The following is a 26,801-nucleotide window of genomic DNA, read 5'->3' on the forward strand; positions in this document are numbered from 1 at the left end:
GGCACGGCCCTGGTGACGACCGCGGCTTCGGCCCTCGCGGTCCACGCGGCGACCGCGGCGGCTTCCGCGCAGACCGTGGCGGCGACCGCGGTGGATTCCGTGGCCCCAGGCGCAACTCCGAGGACTAGTTCCTGAAAATCTGCGCGTGGGTCGCTAGTCGGCCGCAAGCAAGTGGCTCATCCGACGTTTTTTGTCAGATCTCATTCCCACCTCCTCTCCCAGAATGGGAACGGGAGGTGGGTTTTCTATGGCGCAGAAACAAAAGGGCGGACCCCTCGAGGCCCTGGGGAGCCATGTCGTTGGGGCACGGGGAGCAATCGCGCTCCTTCTGCTTGCGCTCGCCTGCGCGGCCGGCGCACTGCTCTTTGGACACGAAGGCGGCCTGGAGCTCAAGCGCGGCGCGCCAGAGTCGGAAGCGTTGGCCGGGGACGCGACGGCAGACGAGCAACAGGATGCCCCCGGGCCGTCACGGGGCGTCGTGGTGCACGTGGATGGTTCCGTGTCGCATCCCGGAGTGTACGAGATAGAAGGCGCTGCTCCGCGGGCACGTGATGCCGTGGAGGCGGCGGGGGGCCTCTCGGAGGGGGCCGACACCAGCGGCATCAACCTGGCCGCACCCCTTAAGGACGGAGAAAAGATTCACATTCCCAGCGCTGAGGACACGCAGGTCCAAGACCAGGCAAGCGCCGTGGCCGCAGCGGTGGCGCCGGGTCTCGTGAACATAAACAGCGCGAGTGCCGAGGAGCTCTGCACGTTGCCGGGAGTGGGCCAGTCAACGGCCGCAGCCATCATCAGGGACCGCGAGTCAAACGGGAGTTTCTCGTCTGTGGAGGACCTCATGCGTGTCTCGGGCATAGGGGAGAAGAAGTTCGAGAGACTCAAGGACAATGTTGTTGTCTAGCGAGCGCATGCCTGACAGGCCCTCGATTCCCCTGATGCTCCCCCTGCTCCTTGCGGTCATCTTCGTTGAGCAGCTTGTCTTGGGCGTGGGCCTCGCTCCATCACCCCCGCTGACCTCGCTCTCTCTGCTAGCCGTGGCGATTTCGACGACATGGCTTCTGCGCGCGAGGCGCCGGCCCAAGGAGGGGGTGACGTTTGTGTGGCTCGCCTCCGTCGTGGCGCTTGCGGGCGTGTCCCTGCACCTTGCCGCCCTGCGTGCGGGTGCTGACGGCCGCGCGGCAGACGCGCTCTCGGCCTCGTCCGTCTCGGCATGGGAGTTCGAGCTTGTCTGCGACCCCAAGGAGTCTCCTCGCGGATGGTCCTCGAGGGCGCGCGCGAGCGGTCCGGCGGGGGAGGAATCGCTGGTCTGGTTGATCCTGCCGGAGCGTTGCGACCTGGGGGACCGCGTCAGGGGCGTGGGGCGCTTCTCCGCGCTGGGTGAGGGTGAATGGGACATCTCCTGCAGGAGGCAGGGCATCTGCGGCCGTGTGAGCGTGTCCAGGATACAGGGCCGCACGCCTGCGGATGGGGCACGGGGGGTCCTGCTTGCGCTCAGGCGCAGCATCATAGAGCGCCTCGCGCCGCAGGAGTCGGCGGAACGCGCGTTGCTTGCCGCCAGCACCTGCGCATATTCCTGCGAGCTGGCGGCACGGGGCGTGAGTGATGCGTTCGCGCGCTGCGGGCTCTCCCATCTGGTGGCGGTGTCCGGCGGTCATCTGGCCATCGTCTCGGGCCTCCTGTCCTCCCTGCTCGAGTCAATGGGCCTCGGCCCGCGGGTGCGCCTGGTGACGCTGCAGCTCACCGGATTCGCCTTCGTGCTCCTCTGCGGCATGCCCCCCTCCGCCTTGAGGGCCTGGCTCATGATGGGGGCGGCGCTGGGAGGGCAGCTGGTGGGGAGGCGCGCGCATGCGACCTCGTCGCTTTGCGCGGTCTGTCTTGCCATGGCCCTGGCGGACCCTGCCGTCACCGGCCAGCTCTCCTTTCTCCTTTCCATGACGTCCGTGCTCGGCCTCTGCCTCTTCGTGCCCTACGCCTCGTCATGGTTGGCGTGCCTGTCCCCTCAGGTCGACCTCCTCCCTGGGTCATCGCTGCCTCGTGGGCTTGCCTTCAGGGTGAGGGGGTGGAGGCGTCTCGTCAGGGACATGCTTGCGGCAACGCTGGTGGCGCAGGTCGCGTGCGCACCACTCAGCTGCGCGGCGTTTTCGGAGTTTTCTCTTGTGGCACCCCTTGCCAACCTCCTCCTCTCATTCCCGTTCTCGCTCTTTCTGGGTCTTGGCATGTCCTCCTTGCTTCTGCTGCCCCTGGAGCCCGTCTCTGGCCTTCTGCTCGCGTCCTGTGACCTTCTTGCCCGCCTGATCCTGGGGCTCGTCCGGGCCTTGTCCGCCTTGCCCCTCGCGAGCGTGCACGTGAGCTGCGGCCTTGCGCCTTCCCTTGCGCTCGAGCTCTGCCTTGCCGCTCTCGTCCTGCTGCTTTGGCCCAGGCCACAAAGGCGGGCGGCCAAGGTGGCGGTGGCCCTCTCTGCGGTGGCTGTAGCCGCCCTGACGCTCTCTTGGACTCTTCTCGCGCCCGCAGGCGTTACGGTCTTGGATGTGGGGCAGGGCGATGCGATCCTGGTGCGGGATGGCCCGCATGCCCTGCTGGTGGACGCGGGCCCTGACGCCAGGGTTGCGGACGCGCTGGCACGGCAGCACGTCTTGCACCTTGACGCCGTCCTCCTGACGCACCTGCATGACGACCACATGGGGGGCCTGTCAGCCCTCAGGGGCCTTGGCGTGGGACGGATCTTCGTGGCGCGTGGCGTAGCCCAGGCCATCCCCGCCGAGCTCAAGGCAACCATGGGCGAGCTCGCGGACGTTCCCCTCGAGGAGCTCTCGCTTGGCGACGTGCTGTCTGTTGGTGGCTTCCGGCTTAGCGTGATCTGGCCGAAGGGGGTCGTGGACGGCAGCCAGAACTCCCATTCCCTGGAGCTGCTCGTGAGCTATGAGGGGGCCGGCCGCAGCCTGCGCTGCCTGCTCACGGGGGATGCCGAGAGGGACGAGACCGCCAGGGCCATGGCGGGCGTCGCGCCTGCCCAGGTGGACTTCATCAAGCTTGGTCACCATGGCTCCAAGGTCTCCATATCAGCGGACACGCTTCGGGCCCTTAGCCCACAGCTCGGGATCGCGAGCGCTGGCAGGGGAAACCGTTACGGCCACCCATCCTTGGAGTGCCGCGAGCTTCTCGCCGAGCAGGGCGTTCGCTTCCTCTGCACGATGGACGTGGGAAGCGTCAGCGTGACGCCGGGAGCCGAAGGCGTTCTCGTCAGCTGCGAGCGACCTGCCGAGGCCTTGCCCGATGTGGCATGATGTTGTGCGTCAGAAGGGGGAGTGTCACGTGGCGGACGACGTGCGTGGCGGGCTTCTGCCCGCATATCTCATCGTGGGCGCAGACGAGCTTAAGAGCCGTAGCGCCCAGCAGCGGCTCAGGGCGCGTCTCGAGCCTGGTCTCGAGGCGTTCAACCTCGACCAGATCGAGGCTGGCCCAGACCTCGAGGAGCCGTCCGTGCGCGCAACGCTTGACACGCTCCCTGTGGGCTCAGGCTTTCGCCTGGTGATGGTGGGCAACGCCGAAAAGCTCCCCAAGCCCTGCTCCGAGGCGATCGTCACCTACCTCAAGGATCCAAGCCCCTACTGCGTGGTCTGTCTGGTTTCGACGTCACTTGCCAAGAGCACCCGCCTCTACAAGGCGGTGAAGGCCGTTGGTGCGAAGTCGGTCATCGACTGCACCCCCAAGAAGCGCTGGGAGCTGACGCCCGGCATCCAGAAGATTGCCCGGTCATACGGAATGAGCATCTCGGATGCCGCGGCCAGCGAGCTCGTCTCCCGCGTGGGGGAGTCGACGCTCATGCTGGACACGCAGCTGAGGACCCTCGCCACGCTCCTCTGCGCCTCCCCCTCGAGGGAGATTACCGTGGAAGACGTCGAGAGGGGCGTCGCTCGCGTTGCCGAGGTCAAGCCCTGGGACTTCTTGGACAGCGTCTGCGCGCGTGACGCGCGCAAGGCCCTCTCGCTCTACCGGCTCATGGCCAAGCCCTCCCAGGTCGCCCTGCTTTCGCTGCTTGTGGGCCGCCTGCGCGAGCTCGTGTGCGCACGATCGCTTGACGCCCGTGGGGAGGGGTCGCTTCTTGCCTCCGAGCTGGGCAAGCAGTCCTGGCAGATCAAGAGGCATCTCCTCTGGGCCCGCGGCTTCGCCGATGGCGAGCTCGAGCGTGCCCTCATGGAGTGCCGTCTCTGCGAGCGCGAGCTCAAGGGCGGATCTGACCAAGATCTGAGCTTTACCAAGCTGGTGCTGTCCGTCTGCGGTTGCTAGGGCGAACGCCCCGCGTGTCATCTGGCCTCGCTTGCGTCATGGCGCCATGAAAAGGGGCACCCAGCTGGGTGCCCCTCAGACATGCGATGTGTTGCGCAGAAGCTACCTGATGGTGTTGACCAGCTTCTGGGCGCCGCTCTTGCGCTGGGCAGCCTGGTTCTTGTGGATGATGCCCTTGGAAGCGGCCTTGTCCAGCAGGCGGCCTGCTGCGTTTGCCGCGGCCTGAGCCTCCTCAACCTTGCCCTCCTCCACGGCAAGACGGACCTTCTTGATGGCGGTCTTCAGCTCGGAGCGGACGGCCTTGTTGCGCATACGGGCCTTCTCGGCGGTGATGATGCGCTTCTTCTGCGACTTGATGTTAGCCACGTGCGGTTCCTTTCGAATCTATCCCTGAGGCCTCTGAACTTGATGAGGTGAAGGATGTGGGGAATCCGACACCTGACACGGCGAGGTCAACCACGGCAGTATAGCATGCTCGCGCGAAAATGCGCTAATATCATCGCCATGTCTACAAACGATACCTCACATATCCGTAACTTCTCAATCGTGGCCCACATCGACCATGGCAAGTCGACCATCTCGGACCGCATACTCGAGCTCACGCATACCGTGCAGGAGCGAGACCTTGCCTCCCAGATGCTGGACAGCATGGACATCGAGCGGGAGCGTGGCATCACCATCAAGTCGAACGCCGTGCGCGTCTCCTACACCGCCAAAGACGGCCGGGAGTACCAGTTCAACCTCATAGACACGCCTGGCCACGTTGACTTCACCTACGAGGTCTCGCGCTCGCTGGCGGCCTGCGAGGGCGCGGTTCTGGTGGTGGACGCCACCCAGGGCGTGGAGGCGCAGACCGTCTCCAACGCAAGCCTGGCCATGAACGCCAACCTGGACATCGTGCCTGCCATAAACAAGATAGACCTGCCCTCCGCGCATCCCGATGAGGTCAAGGCCGAGATAGAGGACGAGCTGGCCATCCCCGCCGAGGACGCCGTGCTCGTCTCGGGCAAGACGGGGGAGGGCATCGCCGACCTCCTGGAGGCCATCGTCTACCTGATCTCCGCTCCGGAGGGCGATCCTGACGCGCCGCTCAAGGCGCTCATCCTCGACTCGTACTTCGACGACTACCGCGGCGTGGTGGCCATGGTGCGCGTCTTTGACGGGTCGATCAGGCGAGGGCAGCAGCTTAGGATGATGGCCCTTGGGGATGACTTCCTCTGCGACGGCGTCGGCTGCAAGCGCCCCCTCGAGACCCCCCTCGAGCGGCTGGGCGTGGGCGAGGTTGGCTACGTGGTCACTGGCCTCAAGGACCCCTCTCTCGTAAAGACGGGTGACACCATCACCGAGCGGGACCGGCCCTGTGACGCCCCCTGCCCGGGCTACCACGAGGCCAAGCCCATGGTCTTCACGGGCCTCTTCCCCATAGACAACAAGCAGTACGAGAACCTCAGAGACGCCCTCGAGAAGCTCCAGGTGAACGACCCGTCCCTCACGTGGTCCCCGGAGACCTCCGTTGCCCTGGGCTTTGGCTTCCGTGTGGGGTTCTTGGGCCTGCTGCACATGGAGGTCGTCAAGGAGCGCCTCGAGCGCGAGTTCGACCTGGACCTCATAGCCACGTCGCCCTCGGTGAACTATCACGTCTTCAGGACGGACGGGGAGATGCTCGAGATCACGAGCCCACAGGACCTTCCCGACGTGACGCGCATCGACCACATCGAGGAGCCATACCTCAAGGCCAAGGTCATCGTGCCCCCCGAGTTCATGGGGGCGGTGATGCAGCTGGCCATCGAGCACAGGGGCGTCACCAAGGACATGGTCTACCTCACCGAGAAGTCCGTCGAGATGCACTTCGACATCCCGCTCGCCGAGCTCATCCTCGACTTCTTCGACCAGCTCAAGAGTCGCACGAAGGGGTACGCCTCCCTGGACTACGAGTTTAGCGACTACCGCCGCTCCGACCTGGTGAAGCTCGACATCCTGCTCTCCTCCGAGGTGGTTGACGCCCTCTCGTTCATCGTGCACAAGGACAAGGCCTACTCGCTCGCCCGAGGCCTGTGCGACAAGCTCAAGGAGATCATCCCGCGCCAGCAGTTCGAGGTTCCCATCCAAGGCGCCATCGGCAACAAGGTCATCAGCCGCTCCACCGTCAAGGCCATGCGCAAGGACGTCCTCGCCAAGTGCTATGGCGGAGACATCTCGCGCAAGCGCAAGCTGCTCGAGAAGCAGAAGGAGGGCAAGAAGCGCATGAAGTCCATCGGATCGGTGGAGGTGCCGCAGGAGGCCTTCCTCGCCGTCCTGAAGGTGGACGACGAGTGACGCAGCCCTCGAAGCTCCTCGCCCGGCATGCCGGGTCGGCGGGGCTATCCGCGCACGCCGAGCCCTTTCCTGCGGCATCCTTTGGCACTCTGGGAAACCTGCTGGGAAAGAGGCCCTTCCTGATGGCGCCCATGGCTGGCGTCACCGACGGGGCGTGGCGCTGCATGGCGCGCGCCGGCGGGGCGTCTCTTGCCTACAGCGAGATGGTTTCCGTTGCCGGCATCCACTACGCAAGCGACAAGACATGGGGTCTCGTCCTTCCCTGCGAGGCCGAGGAGCAGGTTGCCGTGCAGCTCTTTGGCTCGGTCCCCGACCAGTTCAGGGAGGCCGCCGCCGCAGTTGCCCTCCGCCTGGAGGGACGCCTTGCGCTCGTGGACATCAACATGGCCTGCCCCGTGCCCAAGGTCACCAAGGGCGGGGCGGGATCCGCCCTGATGGACGACCCCGCACGTGCCGCCAAGATCGTCCAAGCCTGCCGCTCCGAGCTCAAGGTTCCCGTCACTTGCAAGATCAGGCGCGGAAGGCGGGAGGGGGCGGAGCTTGCCCCGGAGTTTGCCCGTGCGATGGAGGCAGCCGGCGCAGCGGCCGTGGCAGTCCACGGCCGCTTCGCCTCTCAGCTCTATCGCGGCCAGGCCGACTGGGGCTGCGTCGGCCGCGTGGCCCAGGCCGTGAGCGTTCCGGTCATTGGCTCGGGTGACGTGCGCGGCGCTGACGAGGCCGTCGCCATGTTGCGCGAGACGGGCGCCACGGCCGTCATGGTGGCTCGGGGGAGCTACGGAAACCCCTGGGTCTTTTCGCAGGCGCGTGACCTGTTGCTGGGGAAAGAGCCGCAGGAGCCCACGACGGGGCAGCGCATTGAGGCCTTCGAGCTGCACCTGAGGCTGCTTGGCGCAACGGGGGCGCATATGGCGCGCGCCCGGAGCCTTGCGGGGTGGTACCTCAAGGGGCTGCCCCATGCCGCCGCATGGAGAAACGATGCCATGCGCTGCGACACCCTGGACGACTACCTGGCCCTTGCCGCCCGCATGCGCGAGCTGGCGCAGGGGCAGGGCCTCCTGTGAGCGAGGCCGACGCCCCAAGGGGCTGGCCCTCTCGCTACGAAAGGCCAGACGTGGAGTCCGTCTACCTGCACCTGCCCTTTTGCGAGCGCAAGTGCCTGTACTGCGACTTCCCGTCCTGGACGACCCGGGCGCACGACCCGCTCATGGCGGAATACTCACATGCCCTCGAGTCCCAGCTCCGGGCGTTTGCGGGCCTGGGGCTGGTGGGAAGGGCGCGCACGGCCTATCTGGGCGGTGGCACCCCAAGCATGCTGGGGCCCGACACGCTCGCGCACCTCGTTGGGGAGCTTCTTGCCCAGAGCCCCGCGATCGAGGAGCTGAGCTTCGAGGCAAACCCGGAGTCCCTGGACGCAGGGCTGTGCTCCGCCGCGCGGGAGGCTGGCGCCACGCGCGTGTCTATGGGAGTGCAGAGCCTCGATGACGAGGAGCTCTCCCGGCTGGGGCGCATCCACAGCGCGCGGCGCGCGCTTGAGGCGGCCCAGGACGCGCTCTCTTCGGGACTCGCCCTTTCCTGCGACCTCATGTGCGCCATCCCTGCCCAGACGTCCCAAAGCTGGCGGGCGAGCCTTTCGTCACTGCTCGAGTTGGGGGTGGCCCACCTCAGCGTCTATCCACTCGCCATCGAGAAGGGGACAAAGCTCGAGCGTGGTCTTGCGGAGGCGGACCCGGCCTGGAACTCAGACGAGGTCCAGGCACGGCGCATGCTCGAGGCGGAGGGGCTGCTTGCCGCGCGCGGGCTTTCCCGTTACGAGGTGGCGAGCTACGCGAGGCCCGGCCATGAGTGCCTGCACAACCAGAGCTATTGGACGGGACAGCCCTATCTTGGGCTGGGCACGGGGGCTTCCAGCATGCTCACGCGCACGGGCTACCTGCTCCTGCGCGACGTCTGTCCCCAGCTTCCGCCACCAAGGCCCGAGTGCTCGCGCGTTCGCCTTACGGTCACCAGCTCCAGGAGGCAGATGGCCTTGGATCCCGCGCCGTCAAGCCTCTCCTTCGACCTTGAGTTCCTGGACCGCCGCCAGCAGATGTCCGAGGACCTCATGCTTTCCGCCCGCCTGACGCGCGGCATTGACGCGAGGCTCCTGGACTGCGCGCGCGGCGTCCTGGGCGAGGGCCGCGTGGAGGCTGCCCTGGGGGAGCTTCTCGCGCGTGGCCTCGCAACCCCTCTCCCCGACGGAGGCCTTGCTCCCAGCGAGCGCGGGTGGCTTCTGGGAAACGAGCTCTACGGCCGCCTGTGGGGGCTCTCGCCCTCCTCGCCCGAGCCCTTGCATGTGCAGGGCGTCTGAGAGGAGCCCCCGGAGGGAATAGCGCCCCCTCAGCTTGGATATACTTTCCCAACGGCGCCCGCATGCGCCACCCACCACGTCAGCCAGAAGCGAGGGTTCCATGGCCTCCATGAACGAGAAGGACTACTACGCCGTTCTCGGCGTCTCAAAGGACGCGGACACGTCAGAGATACGTCGTGCCTTCCAGCGGAAGGCACGCACGCTCCATCCCGACGTGAACAAGGAACCGGATGCCGAGGAGCGCTTCAAGGAGGTCTCCGAGGCCTACGCGGTCCTCTCGGACGAGAGCAAGCGCAAGCGCTATGACGCCATGCGCCGCGGCTCCCCCTTCGCGGGGTACTCATCGGCCCCAGGGGGAGCGCAGTCTCCCTTTGGCGGCGCTGCCGGCTGGCCTGGGTCTCCCTTCGGCTGGGACTTCCCCTTCGGCGGCCAGTCACGCAGGTCCTCCTCGCGCTCCTACAACCCCCGCGCGGGTGCCGACGTGACCTTTCAGCTTGACCTTGACGAGCAGCTTGCGGCAAAGGGATGCCGGCGCGGCGTAACCTACCAGCGCTATGTCCCCTGTGACGTCTGCGACGGCAAGGGATCCGTCGAGCACGAGCACGCCGAGACCTGCCCCACCTGCGGCGGCACCGGTCACATGAGCGTGGACCTCTCGGGCATCTTTGGCTTTGGCGTGATGGAGATGCAGTGCCCGGAGTGCGAGGGCACGGGAAAGGTCGTGGCGGATCCCTGTCACAACTGCGGCGGCTCGGGCCGCGTGCTCTCTGCCAGCGAGGTCGTGGTGGAGGTCCCGGCAGGCTCGCACGACGGCGACGAGATCCGCGTGACCGGCATGGGCAACGCCGGGACCAACGGCAGGGAGGCGGGCGACTTCGTCTGCCGTGTGGGCGTCCCCACGGAGAGGCTCTCGCGCAGGCAGTCCTTTGGCTTCCAGCTCCTGGGCTTCGCGCTGCCCCTTGCCGTGGTCGCCCTCCTCACCCATACCATCGCCTCCATGGCGTTCGCCATTGTCGTCCCTGCGGTCATGGGCTGCCTCTACGCCTTCAGGGAGGGCGTGGCGCACCCGAAGACCTGGTGGCGCCACGGGGCCGAGTCCATGGCGCGCGGCGCCTCCACCGGGCTCATGCTCGCATTGCTTACGCTGCTCATGCAGTCCTGCTCGGTGCTGGGCAGGGCCGGATACGTGGGCTAGCCGTTCCTCTTCGTTCGACCCGTTCCTAGATCGCGCGTGTTGGGAGATTGGTAAGAGTGGCAGAAGGTCAAGACTATTACGAGCTTCTTGGAGTTGCGCGGGACGCCGACGCCAAGACCATCAAGAGGGCGTTTCTCAAGAAAGCGCGCAGCCTTCACCCCGACGTCAACAAGGACGAGGACGCAGAGGAGCGCTTCAAGGAGGTCAACGAGGCGTACTCGGTCCTCTCGGACGAGCGCAGGCGCGCCAACTACGACCGCTACGGAAACCCTGACGGGCCCGGCGGCTTTGGCTCCGACTACGTAGACATGTCGGACATCTTCGGCGGGGGCTTTGGGATAAACGATATATTCGACTCCTTCTTCGGCGGCGGCATGGGTGGAGGTGCCACCCGAGCCGCGCGCACGCGCGGCCGCGACATGGGCATGACCCTGCAGCTCACGCTCGAAGAGGCTGCCGCAGGCTGCAAGAAGACCGTCTCCTACGAGCGGCTCGCCCCCTGTGACGACTGTGGCGGCTCTGGGGTTGCCGAGGGCGGGCACGAGACCACCTGTTCGCGCTGCGGCGGCACGGGCCGCGTCGTCGAGGTGCAGAGGACCATATTCGGCCAGCGGCAGACGCAGTCCGTCTGCCCCGACTGCGGGGGGACGGGCAAGGTCGTGGACAGGCCCTGCGAGACCTGCGCCGGCCAAGGCAGGACCCCCTCGCGCGAGACCGTTGAGATAGAGGTGCCGGCGGGCGTCCGCTCCGGTCAGACCATCAGCATCAAGGACAAGGGCGAGGCCGGAGTCCGCGGAGACGTCTCGGGCAGCCTTGTCGTTCGCATAGACGTTGCTCCGCACGGCTTCTTCGAGCGCGAGGGGGACGACCTCGTCTGCAAGCTCGAGGTGGACGCCCTGCAGGCGATGGTGGGGACCACGCTCGAGATCGACGGCATCCTGGAGGGCGAGAAGGTCAAGGTCAGCGTTCCCGCGGGCTGCCAGTATGCGGACCAGCTTCGAGTGGAGGGCAAGGGCATGCCCAGGCGCGGCATGAGATCACGCGGCAGCCTCGTTGCGCTCGTGCAGGTGAACACCCCCAGGGACCTCACCGGCGATCAGCTTGAGACCATCGAGTCCCTTGTCAGGGAGCGCGAGGGCAGGCGTGAGGGCGCCGCGTCGGGGAAGGCGGGCCGCCACCGCCGCGGGAAGGGCAAGTAGTGGGTGCGGCCGTCGCCTTCGTCAACCTGGGGTGCAGGGTCAACCGCGTTGAGATCGACCTCATCGCCAGCGAGCTCCTGCGCGCCGGTTGCCGGCGCGTGGAACCCGGCGAGGCGGACGCCATCGTCGTCAACAGCTGTGCCGTGACGGGGGAGGCGGAGGCGAAGACGCGCAAGCTGCTGCGCCACATGTCCAGCCTTCCCCATGCCCCCCTCGTCTGCGCCACGGGCTGCGTCGTCAGCCTCTTTGCCGACGAGCTCAGGGACATCGCGCCCAATGTCCTGGTCGAGCCGCAGAAGTCCAGGGTCGCCCGCCTCGTCTTGGACGAGCTGGGGGTGCACGAGGGTGCCGTGGACGATTCGGGTCAGCTCGTGCTTACGCCAACCGCCACCGGAAGGTGCCGTCCTGGCATCAAGATCCAGGACGGCTGCGACAACCGCTGCAGCTACTGCATAGTCTGGAAGGCCCGAGGACCCGCTCGTTCCCTTGCCGCTGACAAGGTTGTCGAGAGCGTGAGGGAGGCCGCTGCCGCGGGAGGTCGCGAGGTGGTGCTTACGGGCATCAACCTGGGAAGCTATCGCTCCGATGACCTTTGCCTCCCTGACCTGCTCGAGCTTCTCATGGGCGAGACCGAGGTGGGCCGCGTGCGCCTGGGTTCCATCGAGCCCCCGGACGTCACGCAGGCCCTGCTCGAAGTCATGGCGCGCCACGAGGAGCGCATCGCGCCCTTCCTGCACGTCTGCCTGCAGTCTGGCTGCGACAGCACCCTGGCCCGCATGGGAAGGGTCTACGACAGCCGCCAGTACCGGAAGATCGTCTCCGCCGCGCGCAAGGCCCTTCCTCGCCTCGCGCTGGGGACCGACCTCATCGTGGGCTTTCCCGGCGAGACGGACGAGGAGTTCGAGCGGGGCCTCGCCTTCTGCCGGGACATGCGCTTCGCAAAGATGCACGTCTTTCGCTACTCGAAGCGTCCTGGCACCCCCGCGGCAAAGGCCCCTGACCAGGTCCCGCCGCAGCTGATGGCCGAAAGAAGCCGACGGCTTCGCTCCCTCGCGCGCGAGATGCGCCATGCCAGCGCCCTCGAGTGCGTGGGGCGCAGGGAGCTTGCCCTGGTGCAGGGGGGCGGTCGTGGCGTGACGGGCGGCCTCTTCGACGTGGCCCTTGACCCCTCCCTTGCCGTGGACACGCTCGTGCACGTCACGCCAACGAGCGTGCTCGAGGACGGGACACTCGTGGCGCTGAGGGCATAAACCACCCGCCTGGGCCGCTATGATGGCTCTATGCGGTGCAGGAAGGAATGTCGAAGGGACGATTTCGCACAGATGAACCCAACCCAGCTGCGGCTCACCATACCGGACTCCATTGACCCGATCCTGCTCATGGGGCCCGCTGACTCCCTGCTCAGGCGCGTCGAGTCGGCCTTTTCCGCCCTGGTGTCCGTCCGCGGCAACCAGCTCACCCTCATCGGCCCCACGGATGAGGTCGAGCAGCTCACCGCGATCTTCTCTCGCCTGATACGGATGGTGGAGGCGGGGGAGAGCCCCAGCATGGCGGATGTGGACCTTCTCTTGGGGCAGGTCGCGCGGCCTCCCCATGAGCTTCAGAGCTTCTCCGATGACATCCTGCTCACCTATCGCGGTCGTGCAATTCGCCCGAAGACCGCAGGCCAGCTGCGCTACATAGAGTCGATCCGCCAGAGCACCGTGACCTTTGGCCTGGGACCTGCCGGCACTGGCAAGACATACCTGGCGATGGCCATGGCGGTTGCCGCCCTGAAGCGCCATGAGGTTGGCCGCATCGTGCTGGCGCGACCCGTGGTGGAGGCGGGGGAGTCGCTAGGATATCTGCCCGGCACCCTGCAGGAGAAGCTCGACCCCTACGTGAGACCACTCTACGACGCGCTCTTCGACATGACGGACATGGAGAGGGGAAACGCCCTCATCGAGCAGGGCATCATTGAGATAGCCCCCCTTGCGTTCATGCGCGGTCGCACCATGAACGACTCCTTCGTCATACTCGACGAGGCCCAGAACACAACTCCCGACCAGATGAAGATGTTCCTGACGCGCCTGGGGTTCAACTCAAAGTTCGTCGTTACCGGGGATGTCACCCAGCGCGACCTCCTTGGAGCGAACGGCCTCGACTCCGCTCGCGAGGTGCTCGAGGGCATGGATGACATCTCCTTCGTGGATCTCGGGCGCGCGGACATCGTGCGCCATAGCCTGGTCGCAAGGATCGTGGACGCCTACGAGGCGCGCTCGCGCCGTGGCAGAGGGGAAGGTGCGTCCTGATGGCGCGTGGGGATTACGACCTCCATATGGAGGGGGGCGTCAGCTGCCCGCTCGGCGAGGAGGAGCTCTTTGCCGTCATGGACCTGGTGCTGCATGAGGAGGGAGTCTCGCGTCCCTGCATGGTCTCCCTCAGCGTGGTCTCGGACGACAGGATGCGCGAGCTCAACGGCGAATGGAGGGGCCAGGACCGCTGCACGGACGTCCTGAGCCTTGAGTGCGAGAGGCCCGATGACCCCGACCTTGCGCCAGGGGAGCCGTGCGAGCTGGGAGACGTCGTCCTTGCGCCAGCCTACATCGCGCGACAGGCCGAGGGATTTGGGACCACGCCCGCCGACGAGTGCCGCCTGCTACTGGTGCACGGCATGCTGCACCTGCTGGGGTACGACCACCTCGAGGAGGCCGAGGCACAGCTCATGGAGGGACGCGAGGACGAGCTCTTGGCCCTTTTGGGAACGGACCATGCCCTTGATCACGTGACGCTGACAAGGCATCGGGAGGGTGAGGGCGCTTGATACCCGGTAAGCGCCCGAGCCATCCCAGCTTCAAGCGCAGCTTCCTCTTCGCCATCCAGGGATTTGTGGGTGCCCTTCGTCAGGAGCGCAACATCAAGGTCATGCTTGCGGCGGCCCTCCTCGCCGTGGCCTTGGGCCTCGTGCTGCACGTCGACCTTCTGAGCTGGGCCGTCATTCTGCTGTGCTGTGCCGGCGTCATTGCCGCCGAACTTTTCAACACTGCCGTCGAGACCGTGGTAGACCTCGTCTCTCCGGAGTTCCATCCGCTTGCGGGCCGCGCGAAGGACATTGCCGCCGCGGCCGTATGGGTCCTGAGCGTCTTTGCTGCGCTGGTGGGCCTTCTGGTATACGCAAACGCCCTGCTTGCCCCCTAGGAACAAGCGAGCTTAGGCTCACGCTCGAAGGAGAAGGAAATGATGCAGAGCCCAGACAGCAAGACCCGGCCTTTTCGCAGCGGCTTCGTTGCCCTTGTGGGCAGGCCGAACGTGGGGAAGTCGACCTTGCTTAACGCCTGCTACGGCGGGAAGATCGCCATCACCAGCCCCGTTGCTCAGACTACCCGCAGGCGCATGCGCGCAGTGGTGAACACCCCCGGCTCCCAGCTGGTCATCGTGGACACGCCAGGCCTGCACAAGCCCAAGGACGCCTTGGGAAAGGAGCTCAACAAGGCCGCCCTGGGCGAGCTTGCTGACGTGGACGTAGTGGCCCTTCTCATAGACGCTACCATGCCCGTGGGCAGGGGGGACGAGTGGGTCGCAAAGCACGTTGCCGCATCACGCGCCCCCTTCAAGCTCTTGGTCGTCACCAAGGCCGACAAGGCGACGAGCGAGCAGGTGGGCGCCCAGCTCGACGCGGCCCGCGCGCTGGCCCCCTTCGATGACGCCCTGGTGGTTTCCGCCCGCGAGGGCTTCAACGTGGACTCGTTCCTGAGCCTGGTCTCCCAGCACCTCCCCGAAGGCCCGAGGTGGTTTCCCGAGGACATGGACGTGGACATGGAGGACGAGGAGCTCGTTGCGGAGTTCATCCGCGAGAAGGTGCTGCTCAACCTCAGGCAGGAGGTGCCCCATTCCGTGGGCGTGATCTGCGATGACGTGGAGTGGGCAAAGGACGGGCATGCCTCCATCAGCGCAACCATCGTCGTCGAGCGCGAGGGGCAGAAGGGAATAGTCATAGGGCACAAGGGTGCCATGATCAAGAAGATCGGCATGGAAGCCCGTCGTGACGTGGAAAGGCTCCTGGACGCCCCCTGCTTCCTGGACCTCCAGGTGCGCGTAAGGCCGCTCTGGAGACGGGACCAGAACGAGATCCGCCGCATGGGCCTCGAGGCGGAGGGCTAGGGTGCCCCAGCGCACGCGGCACCTGCGCTGCGTGGTGCTCGACCGCACCAAGCTCGCGGAACAGGACCTCATCCTGACCATGCTCTCCTCGGAGGGCGAGGAGGTTCGCGCCGTGGCGAAGGGGGCCCGAAAGCCTGGCGGCAGGCTGGCGTCGCGCTCCGAGCTTTTCTGCGAGAGCGACCTCTTGCTGGCGAAGGGCCGCGGGAGCCTTGAGATCGTCTCGGAGGCAAGCATCGTCGAGCCGCATGCGGGCCTGAGGGGAGACCTGGCCCGGGTAAGCGCGGCGAGCGCGGTGTGCGAGGTGACCCGCCTGTGCTCCTTCCAGGACGTGAGGGACCCCTACCTCTATCCCATCTGCACCCGCGCGCTTGCCGCCTGCGAGGAGGCGCGCGGGCAGGAGCAGTTGGACCTCGTCGTTGCTGCCTATGCCTTCAAGCTGCTCGCTCACGGTGGGTGGCGGCCCGAGCTCGGCTTCTGCACGTCTTGCGGAGACGCGCGGGTCTCGCGCTTCTCGTCCTTTGCGGGAGGAGCGCTGTGCGCCAGCTGCGCCAAGGATGTGCCCGGCGCCCAGGAGCTCAGCGCCAGCGAGTTCTCTTGGCTCAGGGCGCTCATCGGCTGCACCTTCGACCAGCTCCTTGAAGGTGACGTGCCGAGCCTTGAGCTGTCAACCCTGCTGGTCTCCCTTGCCCACTCCTGGGCGACCACCCAGACGGACGCGCGGCTTCGATCCCTCGAGTTCCTTCTCAGCGTGTGAGCTTGTGTGCATGCTGCGGGGGCACGCCTCTTGTGGCGTGACGACGAACGGCGTGCTATCCTAGCTGAGTCATTACCCCGTACTTGGCGGTGCGCCATTGCCAGACGCCCATCCCAGTTCGGGGCGAATCTATGTCGAAAGGTGGTTTTACCATGGCAGTTTCCAAGGAGCGCAAGGCAGAGCTCATCGCCGAGTTCGGCAAGGACGCTAACGACTCCGGCTCCGCGCCCGTGCAGGTCGCCCTCCTCACCGAGCGCATCAGGGGCCTGACCGAGCACATGAAGTCCCACAAGAAGGACTTCCACACCCGTCGCGGCCTCCTCATGCTCGTCGGCCAGCGTCGTCGCCTCCTCTCTTACATCAAGCAGCAGGACGTCGAGGCCTACCGCACCCTGATCAAGAGCCTGGGCATCCGCGACAACATCCAGTAAGTCACAGCGTGTCATGAGGGGAGCGCCTGAGGGCGCTCCCTTGCATTTGCGGCCCGCCTGCAAAGGGGCAGGCGGAGATAAGAGGAAAAGAAATGACAAAGGTTACGCACGAGTTCGACCTCTACGGCAAGCACTACGCCCTCAGCTCGGGCGAGCTCGCGAAGCAGGCAACGGGGGAGTGCCTCGTCTCCTGCGGCGACTCCACGGTAAACGTCACCGTGGTGGTCTCCAAGGAGCGCAAGAACTACGACTTCTTCCCCCTGACGGTGGACTTCATCGAGAAGATGTACGCCGTGGGCCGCATTCCCGGCGGCTATCTCAAGCGCGAGGCAAGGCCATCCGAGAAGGCCACCCTCACCGCCCGCATGATCGACCGCCCCATACGCCCCTCCTTCCCGAGTGGATTCCGCAACGAGGTCCAGATCGTGGCAATGCCTCTGGTGGCAGACCAGGTCAACTCCGTTGACACCATCTCCATCATGGGCGCCTCCTGCGCCCTCTCCGTGGGCGGCGTTCCCTTCGAGGGCCCTCTTGCCTGCGTGAGGATCGCCCGCAACCCCGAGACGGGCGAGTTCATAGTGAACCCCACCTACGAGGAGCGCGACACCTCCGACCTCGACCTCGAGCTGGCGGGCTCTGCCACCTTCATCTCCATGCTGGAGGCTGGCGCCAAGGAGATCTCTGAGGAGGACATGCTTGCCGCCATGGCCTTTGGTCAGGAGGCCATCGCTGCCTTCTGCGAGCAGGAGAAGGCCTTCATCGCCAAGTACGAGGAGGCCAACGGCGCGATCGCCCAGCGCGAGTACATCCTCGACGAGCCCGTCGCCGCAGTGCATGACCGCGTGTTTGCCCACTATGCCGAGATGGAGGCCGCCCTCAAGGACGCCGACAAGCTCTCGCGCATCGGCAAGGTCGAGGCGCTCAAGGACTCCATCCGCGACGAGTTCACGGACGAGGAGCGCGCCCAGTGGGAGCGCGAGATCCCCGTGGAGCTCAAGGGCCTCGAGAAGCATGCCATGCGCAAGATGGTCGTCGAGTGCGGCGAGCGCGTGGACGGCCGCGCGGCCGACGAGATCCGTCCCCTGATGGTCAAGCCCGACTACCTGCCCCTGGTCCATGGCTCCGGCCTCTTCCAGCGCGGGCAGACCCAGGTTCTCTCCGTCGCCACCCTGGGCATGCTGAACGAGTGGCAGCGTCTTGACACCATCGAGCCCGTCGATGGCAAGCGCTACATCCACCACTACAACTTCCCGCCCTTCTGCACCGGGGAGACCGGCCGCATGGGCAGCCCCAAGAGGCGTGAGATCGGCCACGGCAACCTCGCCGAGCGCGCCCTTCTGCCCGTCATTCCCAGCGAGGACGACTTCCCCTACACCATTCGCGTGGTCTCCGAGGTCATGGAGTCCAACGGCTCCTCCTCCATGGCATCCACCTGCGGCTCCACCTTGGCCCTGATGGACGCGGGCGTGCCCCTGGCCCGTCCCGTCTCTGGCGTTGCCATGGGTCTCATCCAGGAGGACGGAAAGACCGTGGTGCTCACGGACATCCAGGGTCTCGAGGACTTCCTCGGCGACATGGACTTCAAGGTCTGTGGCACCACCAAGGGCATCACCGCCATGCAGATGGACAACAAGGCCACCGGCCTCACCCCAGAGATCCTGCGTCAGGCCCTGATGCAGGCTCACGAGGGCCGCATGTACATCCTCGACGCCATGCTCGAGCAGATCCCCGCCCCCCGTGAGGCGACCAAGGAAAGCGCGCCGCAGATCATCAGCCTTCAGATCCCCACCGACAAGATTCGCGACGTCATCGGCAGCGGTGGCAAGGTCATCCGCGGCATCCAGGATGACACGGGCGCAACCATCGACATCCAGGAGGATGGCACCGTCTTCATCGCGGGCACCAACGGTGCGGGAGACGAGGCCGCGGAGCGCATCAGAGCCATCGTCAAGGTTCCCGAGGTGGGCGAAGAGTACAACGGCCGTGTCGTGGGAATCCAGCCCTTCGGAGCCTTTGTCGAGCTTCTTCCCGGCAAGGATGGCCTGCTGCACATCTCCCGCATGGCCAAGGGCCGCGTGGAGAAGGTGGAGGACGTCCTATCCATCGGCGACGAGGTCAAGGTCCAGGTTCTCGAGGTTGACGAGAAGGGCAAGATTAGCCTCGACCGCGTTGACAAGCCCGAGGCCCCCGCATCCTCCGGCAAGCCCCACGAGCGCGCGGGCGAGAGGCAGGGTCGCAACCCCCGTCGCCCCGGCGACAAGGGTAACGGCGGCGGTCGTCAGCCCCGTCGTCACCACGAGGGCTAACAGACCCTCGCACGCCCAAGTCTGACCACAAGGCACCTGCGGGAGACCAAGTCCCGCAGGTGCCTTCTTTGCTGTGGCTGTTGGAGGTGTTGCGGTTCGCATCGTTGCGCGCTCGGTGAGGCCTCGTTGCGGGTACTATAGGTACAATCATGCACTTGCAGCAAGCCTGTGACCGGTGCAGCGGCACCGTCTGATAACTGAATCTGCCTACCCGCAACGGAAGGAACGCACACAGCATGGCAAAGAAGCAAACTCCCCTGAGGATCATTCCCCTCGGGGGCTTGGATGGCATTGGCAAGAACATGACCGCCTTCGAGTATGGCAACGACATGGTCCTTGTCGATGCGGGTCTCATGTTTCCCGACGACGAGCAGCCCGGGGTCGACCTCATCCTGCCCGACTACTCCTACGTGCTCGAGAACGAGCACAAGCTGCGCGGCATCATCATCACCCACGGGCATGAGGACCACACGGGCGCGTTGCCCTACCTCCTGATGGACCTTGGCCCCAAGGTCCCCATTTTCTCAAGCAAGCTCACGCTGGGCATCATCGAGGGCAAGCTGGCGGAGCACAAGATCAACTCTCCCAAGTTCCGCGAGGTCACCAATGGCACGCACCTCAACCTGGGTGCCTTCAGCATCGATTTCTTTGCCATGACCCACTCCATCCCCGGGGCCCTCGGCGTCTACATGCGCACGCCTGCTGGGTCCGTCATGCACACCGGGGACTTCAAGCTCGACCAGACGCCCATTGATGGGGTGCGGCCTAACTACCAGGCGATCAACCGCTTTGCCACGCTGGGGATAGACCTGCTCCTCTCGGATTCCACCAATGCCACCAGGCCCGGCTTCACGCCCTCCGAGTCCGCCGTGGGCCCCCAGCTGCGCCATATCATCAAGAACGCCACGGGACGAGTCTTCGTTGCGTCCTTCTCCAGCCAGATCCACCGGTTGCAGCAGGTGTGCGATGCCGCGGTGTCGGTGGGGCGCAAGGTCGTCGTCACGGGCCGCTCCATGGTCACCAACACGCGCGTCGCCCGCGAGCTGGGATACCTCAAGATATCCAACGAGGACATAGTCGATGCCTTTGACATGGCGGACATCCCCGACGACAAGATCGTGGTCCTCTGCACCGGCAGCCAGGGTGAGCCCATGAGCGCCCTCGGCCGCATGGCGTCGGGCGAGCACAAGTCGCTCACCATCACCTCGGATGACACGGTCATCATCTCTGCCACCCCCGTTCCTGGCAACGAGAAGAGCGTCGCAGGCATCATCAACTCGCTCTCCAAGATCGGCTGCGCGGTCTTCGATCGCAGCAACACCCTGGTGCACGTGTCGGGTCACGCAAGCCAAGAGGAGCTCAAGCTCATGCTCGCCATGGCAAACCCCCGCTACTTCATGCCCGTGCACGGCGAGGCCGTTCATCTGCGTGCCCACGCGAAGCTCGCCGAGTCCATGGGCATCAGGCGCGACCGCATCTTCATCTCCGACAACGGCGACGTGGTGGAGATCGCGGACGGCAAGGTCGGCTGGGGCACGCCGGTTGAGTCCGGTGTGGTCTACGTGGACGGCCTCTCCGTCACCGACAGCGACCCCGTCGTCTTCCGCGACCGTCAGAAGCTTGCCAGCGACGGCATCGTGACCTGCGTGGTTACCGTCGCCAAGCGGGGCGGCACCATCGGTGACGTCGAGATCGCGTGCAGGGGCGTCTCGTTCAACACCGACGAGCTGATGGGGGAGGCGCAGGCGACTCTGAAGGAGCAGCTCTCCAAGACGGCCCGCAAGGACAGCTCGAACATCGAGTCCCTGCGCAAGAGCGCCAGAAACGCGCTGGGCAACTTCCTCTGGAACAAGACGCGCACGCGTCCCATGGTCATCCCGGTAGTCATGGAGGTCTAGCCCTAGATGTCCTCGAATCGCAGGTCAAACGTACAAGCAAAGAGGACTGCCGGTCAGGCGGGTGGCCGTCGTCCGCGCACGTCGCTTCCCAAGGCCCCTGCCAGGGGAAGCGCGGTCGGCGATATCATCGGCGTGTCGCTGATCGTTCTCGCCGTCGCGATGGCCATCTCCGTCCTCTCGCCCTCCTCCGCTCCCGTGACGAGGGCCACGGGCGAGTTCCTGGGGCTGTGCTTTGGCGTTGGCGCCCTGCTCTGCCCGCTCTCCATCGCCCTCTTTGCGGGAACCTTCTTCCTGGACGGGGAGGAGCCCGTCTCCGGTCGCATGGCCTTGGGCCTTGCCCTGGTGGTGCTTGCGGTGCTTGGCTTTCTCTCCATCAACATGTCTTCCGCCGAGGCCGACCCGCTTCTGGTGTTTGACAAGGTGGCCATTCTGACTCGTGGTGGCTACGTGGGCGCAGCGATAGCCTGGACGCTGCTGAGCTTCGTGGGCAGGACCGTGGGCAACGTCATTCTTGCGGGAATGGCCCTGGCCGGCGTCATCGTCTGCGGCTTCTCCGTCTCGGGGTTGGTCGCTCGCATCAGGAGCGCGGCAGATGGGGTCATCGACGCAGGGCGCAGCGCAAGGGAGAGGCGTCGGGACGCTCGGGCCGCCTACTCCTCCCCTGAGCCGGAGCCCTACGTGGGACGACAGCCTCCCCTGGAAGAGACCGCCACCACCTTTCTGGGATCGCGAAAGACCAGCGTCCTCACGCGCGGGCGCGCACGGGAGGAGGCCTCGGAGGGAGAGCTTCCTACAGAGTCTTGCGAGCGCCCCACGCGCCTTTTGGGGCGCAGGCGCCATCCTGACATTGACGTGGAGCTCTCCCGTCCCGCCCAGGAGGTGGCGGCCACAGGGCCCGCCTCCGCCCTCGATCGTGAGGCCTCCGACAAGCAGCAGCTGTCCGTGCCAGACTTCCTCCTGGATGCGGCACCGGCAAAGGGGAGACGTGGCAGCAAGCGTGGCGACGCGCCGTCGAAGGCTCCCTCGGCAAGTCCTGTCGTCACCAAGCGGCAGGTGACGAGCGCGCGCTCAGAGGCCACGCGTCCCGGAGATGACGTCGAGGGCTACGAGCTGCCTCCCTTCTCGATGCTCTCGTCCAACCCCAACAGCGCCTCAAGCTCCAGCTCTAAGGACGAGCTCGATCACACCAAGGCCCGCCTGCAGGGGACGCTCGAGGAGTTCGGCCTCTCCAGCAAGGTCGTTGACTATGTCTCCGGCCCCTTGGTCACCACCTTCCGCGTCGAGATGGGGGAGGGCGAGCGCGTAAACAAGATCCGCAACCTCGAGGACGACATCGCGCTCACCCTCGCCGCCGAGAAGGTCCGCATCTTCGCGCCCATCCCGGGCACGTCGTTCGTGGGCATAGAGATTCCCAACCAGGCTCGCCAGAACGTCCATCTGGGAGACGTGCTTCCGCATGCCTCGGGCGGCCCCCTCGAGGTTGCGATCGGCCGCGATTCGGCGGGCAGGCCCGTGGTGGCCGACATTGCCAAGATGCCCCACATGCTGGTTGCCGGCACCACGGGCTCGGGCAAGTCCGTTATGATCAACTCCATGATCATGTCCCTGCTTATGCGTACCACCCCAAAGCAGGTGCGCCTCATCATGATCGACCCCAAGCGCGTCGAGTTCAGCGGGTACAACGGCCTGCCCCACCTCTATGTGCCCGTGGTGACCGAGCCTCGCCAGGCCGCAAGCGCCCTCTCGTGGGCGGTGTCAGAGATGGAGAGGCGCCTCAAGGTCTTCGAGAGGGCCCAGGCGCGCGACATCAAGGTCTACAACAAGATGTGCGTCTCCGGCAAACTCTCCGAGATGGACAACCCCCCCGAACCGATGCCTTTCCTCGTCATCGTCATCGACGAGCTCTCCGACCTCATGATGGTCGCAGGCAAGGACGTGGAGGCCTCGATCGTGCGCATCGCCCAGCTTGCCCGCGCCGCGGGGATTCACCTGGTGATCGCTACGCAGAGGCCATCGGCGAACGTCGTGACGGGCCTCATCAAGTCCAACATCGACAGCCGCATCGCCCTCAAGGTGTCCTCTGGCATCGACTCTCGCGTCATCCTGGACGAGACGGGTGCCGAGAGGCTCCTGGGCCACGGTGACATGCTCTTCAAGGACAGGGGGCTCTCTCCCAAGCGTGTCCTGGGCTGCTACACCTCGGACAGCGAGATCAACTCCGTCGTCGAGTTCATCCGCGATCAGGCGGAGCCGGACTACCACGAGGAGATCCTCTCCCAGGTGGTCCCCGGACAGCCCAGCTCTGGCAGCGGAGAATTCGAGGAGGAGGATGACCCCCTGGTGTGGGAGGCCGCCCAGATTGTTGTGGACTCTCAGCTAGGGTCAACCTCGGGGCTGCAGCGCCGCCTGAAGGTGGGCTACGCTAGGGCGGGTCGCATCATGGACATGCTCGAGTCCAAGGGTGTGGTTGGTCCCCCGGACGGCTCAAAGCCCCGCGAGGTCCTTCTGGACAAGGACGGCCTGGAAGACCTGAGGACCCAAGAGGAGAAATACCGGGAGGTGTAGCAGCGCATGTCTCGACCGCGCTTCAGCGAGATGCTCGTCAACCGCAGGCGGCAGCTTGGGCTGTCCATCACCCAGGCCTCCAACGTCCTGCGCCTCAAGGAGCACATCCTCATCGCCTTCGAGGAAGGCGATTTCGATAACATGCCCAAGAGCGGCTACGCCCAGGGCATGCTGTCCTCATACGCCCGCTACCTCGGTCTCAACACCCGTGCGGTGGTGCGTCAATTCTCGAGCGACCTGTATGACTGGGACCATGGGCGGGGACGCTCGGTGGCGGACGAGGCGATATACGAGCTCCCCGGCGCCAGGGGGCAGTCGGACTACCAAGGCACGCGTGGCCTCCTCCCCACCTCGGGGGGCTTTGCCGGCGACCTCGCGGGCTTTGCGACCACCTCTCCGGCGCGCTCCCGACAGCAGCCGAGCCCCCTCGTGCGCAGCCGCCATGACGGCCCCTCCTACCATGATGACCTGAGGAGGCAGGAGCGCGCCGGGCAGCAGAGGCCCTATACCGCGCGAGACGTGGAGAGCTCCTTCGGCCAGCGCCGCGCCTCTGCCTCCGGCAGCGCCCGTGCGGCGCAGAGGAGGTCGTTGCCATCGGGTCGCGCCCATACCGGGGCAGGACGCGGGCGAGAGGGCATCACCACCCGCCGGGTGACGCCCAGCGAGTACACGGACGATCTGCGCTACGAGGATGCCCGCCCCTATGAGGCGGCCTCCACGCGCACGGGCAGGGCATCATCTCGAAACATCGCCCGCATAGACCGGCCAAACGTGCAGCGCCGCCGGCCTGCCTCGCAGGGCCGCCCTGCGCGCGAGCGCACGAACAGGGAGCGCGGAAGGGGCGGCCTGCCGGGCATCGTCGAGTGGCTTCTCCTGGACATGAGGCGCTCCATGGTCCTTGTCTCGGTGCTGGCGGCCGCGTTCCTTATCCTTCTCATCATCTTCTCCGTCAACTCCTGCGTCAGGGGTGCCGGCAGTGACGCGCGCACCGTTGCGGTGAGCAGCGCTCAGGCAGAGGAGAGGAAGACGAACCCCACCACAGAGGCCGCGCCCACGTCCACCACGGGCAGCGAGGCCGCGGAGAAGGCGGCTAAGGACGCCGCGGAGGCAAAGGCCGCCAAGGACAGGAAGGAGGCAAGCACCGAGACCGTGGTCGAGGTGAGCGTTGCCTCCGGAGACGTCTCGTGGGTGGAAATCAAGAACGATGGCCAGAGCGTGGTCGCCGAGCAGGTCACGGGCCCATGGAGCCAGAAGTACACCGTGACGGAGTCCATCTCCATCCAGGTGAGCAACACCACCGCCGTCACCGTGACCAAAAACGGGACTCCCCAATCGTTTGAGTCGAAGGCCTCAGGCATCGGCTCGCTCACCATCCAAGGAACGAAGCCCGCGAAGTCCGACGACCAGAAGAAGGAGGGGGAATCCGAGGCGGCGGCCAGCACGGCCGAGGCTGGTGCCGCCGCGCCGGAAACCCAGGACACCAGCGCCACCGCAGGCGCAAACTAGGAAGGGGATGACATGGCAAAGGAATCAAGCTTCGACGTGGTCTCGAATGTGGACGTCCAAGAGGTGGACAACGCCTACCAGCAGACCGCGCGCGAGCTCACCCAGCGCTACGACCTCAAGCAGACGGGTGCCACCATCACGTTTTCAAAGAAGGACGAGAGCTTCAGCATCTCGGCACCGTCCGACTTCATCTGCTCTCAGGTGAGGGACGTACTGAACTCCAAGCTCGCCAAGCGACAGATCGACCTCTCCGCGCTGCGCTGGGGCAAGGTCCAGCCTGCCGCAGGCTCCTCCGTGCGCCAGGATGGCTCCCTCGTCCAGGGCATAGACCAGGAGACGGCCAAGAGAATCTCAAAGGACATCCGCGACCTGAAGCTCAAGTGCAAGGCGACGGTCGAGGGGGACAAGCTCCGCGTGAGCTCTGCGTCCCGTGACGTCCTGCAGCAGGTCATATCTACTCTTCGGGAAAGGGACTATGGACAGCCACTCCAGTTCGTCAACTATCGCTAAGGCCCGTCGCAAGTGCCTCTACGTGACCTTGGGCTGCGCCAAGAACGAGGTCGATACCGACCGCATGCGCGCGATCCTCACAAGGGAGGGGTTCGACGAGGCCCAGGAGGTGGCTGATGCCGATGTGGTGCTCATCAACACCTGCTCCTTCCTGGCGTCCGCCACCTCGGAGTCCATCGAGACCACCCTTGAGCTTGCGGATGCCGTGAGCGAGGGCGTTCGCAGCCGTCCCATTGTCATGTGCGGCTGCGTTCCCTCCCGGTATGGTGGCGAGCTGCCGTCGCAGCTGCCCGAGGTCGCCGCCTTCGTCCGCACGGACGAGGAGGACGGCATTGCCGGGGTAGTGCGTGGGGTGCTGGGGATGGAGCCGCCCGTCTTGGCGGCCGACGCCCTGGTCGAGGGGACCCTCAGGACCGTCGAGGGGACAAGCGCCTACGTGAAGATCTCCGACGGCTGCGACCGCTACTGTGCCTTCTGCGCCATCCCATACATCAGGGGTAGGTACTTCTCCCGTCCAGAGCAGGACATCGAGGCGGAGGTCAAGAGGCTCATGGAGGGCGGCGTGAGAGAGGTCGTCCTCATCGGGCAGGACACGGGCATCTGGGGGAATGACCTAGGCGAGGGGAGAGACCTGGCTTGGCTCCTGAGGAGGGTGGCCGCCGCGGTGCGTCCCTACGGGGGATGGGTTCGCGTGCTCTACCTGCAGCCTGAGGGCATGACGGACGAGCTCATCGCCACCATACGCGACACGCCCGAGGTCCTTCCCTACATCGACATGCCCATCCAGCACTGCTGCGAGCGCGTGCTCAAGAGCATGAACCGCAGTGGCTCGGAACCTCAGCTGAGGGAGCTTTTCGCTCGCCTGCGTGAAGAGATTCCCGGCATGGTCCTTCGCACCACGGGGCTCGTGGGCTTTCCGGGAGAGACGGAGGGCGAGTTCGAGGAGCTCCTCGAGTTCGTGCGGGAGCAGGAATTCGACTACACCTCCGTGTTCTCCTACTCGCAGGAGGACGGCACCGCCGCGGCGCGCATGCCCCGACAGGTGGAAGAGGGCGTGAAGCTCGACCGTGCGCAGAGGCTGCTGGACGTGGCGGAGCAGCTGGGCTTTGCCGCAACGGCCAGCCATGTGGGCGAGGTGGTCGACGTCATAGTCGACGGCGTCGAGGAGACCGACGAGGGCATGGAGCTTGTGGGCCACAGCTGGTTCCAGGCGCCCGACTGCGACGGGGCGGTACACGTCGAGATGCCGGGCGAGGCCACGGTGGGTGACGTGCTGCGCGTCCGTTTGGTCGACTCGTTCTGCTACGAGTTGGTCGGCGAGGTCGTCGAAGAGGGGGTGTCCTAGTC

Annotated in this window: 22 protein-coding genes; 21 read left to right on the forward strand and 1 reads right to left on the reverse strand. The window is 65.9% G+C overall.

Annotated elements, in window-relative coordinates:
* Positions 1 to 247: 247 nt before the first annotated feature.
* Genes CZ375_RS03405 through holA form a run of 3 tightly spaced genes read left to right on the forward strand, consistent with a single transcriptional unit; the run spans position 248 to position 4,287 of the window.
* Positions 248 to 901 carry a ComEA family DNA-binding protein gene (locus tag CZ375_RS03405; protein ID WP_159438358.1) on the forward strand — a complete coding sequence of 218 codons (654 nt, stop codon included), beginning with the start codon at positions 248 to 250 and terminating at the stop codon, positions 899 to 901.
* Positions 894 to 3,284, forward strand: a complete 2,391-nt coding sequence (locus CZ375_RS03410) for a ComEC/Rec2 family competence protein (RefSeq protein WP_234966832.1) — start codon at positions 894 to 896, stop codon at positions 3,282 to 3,284. The genes CZ375_RS03405 and CZ375_RS03410 overlap by 8 nt, the downstream gene beginning before the upstream one ends.
* Before the next feature lie 28 nt (positions 3,285 to 3,312).
* The gene (holA, locus tag CZ375_RS03415; protein WP_234966833.1) at positions 3,313 to 4,287 is read left to right on the forward strand and encodes a DNA polymerase III subunit delta; all 975 of its coding nucleotides are present in this window, start codon (positions 3,313 to 3,315) and stop codon (positions 4,285 to 4,287) included.
* Between the two features lie 102 nt (positions 4,288 to 4,389).
* Here the strand turns inward: holA and rpsT are convergent, their stop codons facing one another.
* On the reverse strand, positions 4,390 to 4,653 hold the full coding sequence (gene rpsT, locus CZ375_RS03420) for a 30S ribosomal protein S20 (RefSeq protein ID WP_077597903.1): 264 nt from the start codon (positions 4,651 to 4,653) through the stop codon (positions 4,390 to 4,392).
* A gap of 138 nt (positions 4,654 to 4,791) precedes the next feature.
* Between rpsT and lepA the strand changes: the two genes are divergently transcribed.
* The 18 genes from lepA (at position 4,792) to rimO (ending at position 26,799) form a co-directional block, all read left to right on the forward strand.
* Positions 4,792 to 6,603 (forward strand): translation elongation factor 4, encoded by a 1,812-nt coding sequence (gene lepA, locus CZ375_RS03425; RefSeq protein WP_077597904.1) that lies wholly within the window; start codon positions 4,792 to 4,794, stop codon positions 6,601 to 6,603.
* Entirely contained in the window at positions 6,600 to 7,664 is a 1,065-nt protein-coding gene (locus tag CZ375_RS03430) for a tRNA dihydrouridine synthase (protein ID WP_234966835.1), read from the forward strand. The genes lepA and CZ375_RS03430 overlap by 4 nt, the downstream gene beginning before the upstream one ends.
* Positions 7,661 to 8,950: a coproporphyrinogen-III oxidase family protein gene (locus tag CZ375_RS03435; protein WP_159438360.1), complete on the forward strand. Its 1,290-nt coding sequence runs from the start codon at positions 7,661 to 7,663 to the stop codon at positions 8,948 to 8,950. Before CZ375_RS03430 ends, CZ375_RS03435 begins: the two co-directional genes overlap by 4 nt.
* Before the next feature lie 100 nt (positions 8,951 to 9,050).
* On the forward strand, positions 9,051 to 10,145 hold the full coding sequence (locus tag CZ375_RS03440) for a DnaJ domain-containing protein (RefSeq protein ID WP_077597906.1): 1,095 nt from the start codon (positions 9,051 to 9,053) through the stop codon (positions 10,143 to 10,145).
* A gap of 56 nt (positions 10,146 to 10,201) precedes the next feature.
* Positions 10,202 to 11,344 (forward strand): DnaJ C-terminal domain-containing protein, encoded by a 1,143-nt coding sequence (locus CZ375_RS03445; protein WP_077597907.1) that lies wholly within the window; start codon positions 10,202 to 10,204, stop codon positions 11,342 to 11,344.
* Positions 11,344 to 12,594, forward strand: a complete 1,251-nt coding sequence (locus tag CZ375_RS03450) for a MiaB/RimO family radical SAM methylthiotransferase (RefSeq protein ID WP_077597908.1) — start codon at positions 11,344 to 11,346, stop codon at positions 12,592 to 12,594. Before CZ375_RS03445 ends, CZ375_RS03450 begins: the two co-directional genes overlap by 1 nt.
* A 72-nt stretch (positions 12,595 to 12,666) precedes the next feature.
* Positions 12,667 to 13,635 carry a PhoH family protein gene (locus CZ375_RS03455; protein WP_077597909.1) on the forward strand — a complete coding sequence of 323 codons (969 nt, stop codon included), beginning with the start codon at positions 12,667 to 12,669 and terminating at the stop codon, positions 13,633 to 13,635.
* Positions 13,635 to 14,147, forward strand: a complete 513-nt coding sequence (gene ybeY, locus CZ375_RS03460; protein ID WP_077597910.1) for an rRNA maturation RNase YbeY — start codon at positions 13,635 to 13,637, stop codon at positions 14,145 to 14,147. Before CZ375_RS03455 ends, ybeY begins: the two co-directional genes overlap by 1 nt.
* The gene (locus CZ375_RS03465; RefSeq protein ID WP_077597911.1) at positions 14,144 to 14,521 is read left to right on the forward strand and encodes a diacylglycerol kinase family protein; all 378 of its coding nucleotides are present in this window, start codon (positions 14,144 to 14,146) and stop codon (positions 14,519 to 14,521) included. Before ybeY ends, CZ375_RS03465 begins: the two co-directional genes overlap by 4 nt.
* 39 nt (positions 14,522 to 14,560) lie before the next feature.
* Entirely contained in the window at positions 14,561 to 15,484 is a 924-nt protein-coding gene (gene era / locus CZ375_RS03470; RefSeq protein WP_097677373.1) for a GTPase Era, read from the forward strand.
* A 1-nt stretch (position 15,485) separates the two neighbouring features.
* Entirely contained in the window at positions 15,486 to 16,238 is a 753-nt protein-coding gene (gene recO, locus CZ375_RS03475; RefSeq protein ID WP_200799686.1) for a DNA repair protein RecO, read from the forward strand.
* 152 nt (positions 16,239 to 16,390) lie between these two features.
* Complete coding sequence (gene rpsO, locus CZ375_RS03480) at positions 16,391 to 16,669, forward strand: 30S ribosomal protein S15 (RefSeq protein WP_077597912.1); 279 nt, start codon at positions 16,391 to 16,393, stop codon at positions 16,667 to 16,669.
* Positions 16,670 to 16,761: 92 nt separating this feature from the next.
* Positions 16,762 to 18,975 (forward strand): polyribonucleotide nucleotidyltransferase, encoded by a 2,214-nt coding sequence (locus CZ375_RS03485; RefSeq protein ID WP_077597913.1) that lies wholly within the window; start codon positions 16,762 to 16,764, stop codon positions 18,973 to 18,975.
* Positions 18,976 to 19,211: 236 nt separating this feature from the next.
* Entirely contained in the window at positions 19,212 to 20,873 is a 1,662-nt protein-coding gene (locus CZ375_RS03490; RefSeq protein ID WP_077597914.1) for a ribonuclease J, read from the forward strand.
* Positions 20,874 to 20,879: 6 nt separating this feature from the next.
* A complete protein-coding gene (locus CZ375_RS03495) occupies positions 20,880 to 23,438 on the forward strand; it encodes an FtsK/SpoIIIE family DNA translocase (RefSeq protein WP_077597915.1) in 2,559 nt (852 codons plus the stop codon).
* A gap of 6 nt (positions 23,439 to 23,444) precedes the next feature.
* Positions 23,445 to 24,944 carry a helix-turn-helix domain-containing protein gene (locus CZ375_RS03500; protein ID WP_077597916.1) on the forward strand — a complete coding sequence of 500 codons (1,500 nt, stop codon included), beginning with the start codon at positions 23,445 to 23,447 and terminating at the stop codon, positions 24,942 to 24,944.
* A 12-nt stretch (positions 24,945 to 24,956) separates the two neighbouring features.
* The gene (locus CZ375_RS03505; protein WP_077597917.1) at positions 24,957 to 25,454 is read left to right on the forward strand and encodes a YajQ family cyclic di-GMP-binding protein; all 498 of its coding nucleotides are present in this window, start codon (positions 24,957 to 24,959) and stop codon (positions 25,452 to 25,454) included.
* Entirely contained in the window at positions 25,420 to 26,799 is a 1,380-nt protein-coding gene (gene rimO / locus CZ375_RS03510) for a 30S ribosomal protein S12 methylthiotransferase RimO (protein WP_077597918.1), read from the forward strand. The genes CZ375_RS03505 and rimO overlap by 35 nt, the downstream gene beginning before the upstream one ends.
* The last annotated feature ends 2 nt before the right edge of the window (positions 26,800 to 26,801 follow it).

Origin of the sequence: Olsenella urininfantis, assembly GCF_900155635.1 — a bacterium.
GTDB classification, from domain to species: domain Bacteria; phylum Actinomycetota; class Coriobacteriia; order Coriobacteriales; family Atopobiaceae; genus Olsenella_G; species Olsenella_G urininfantis.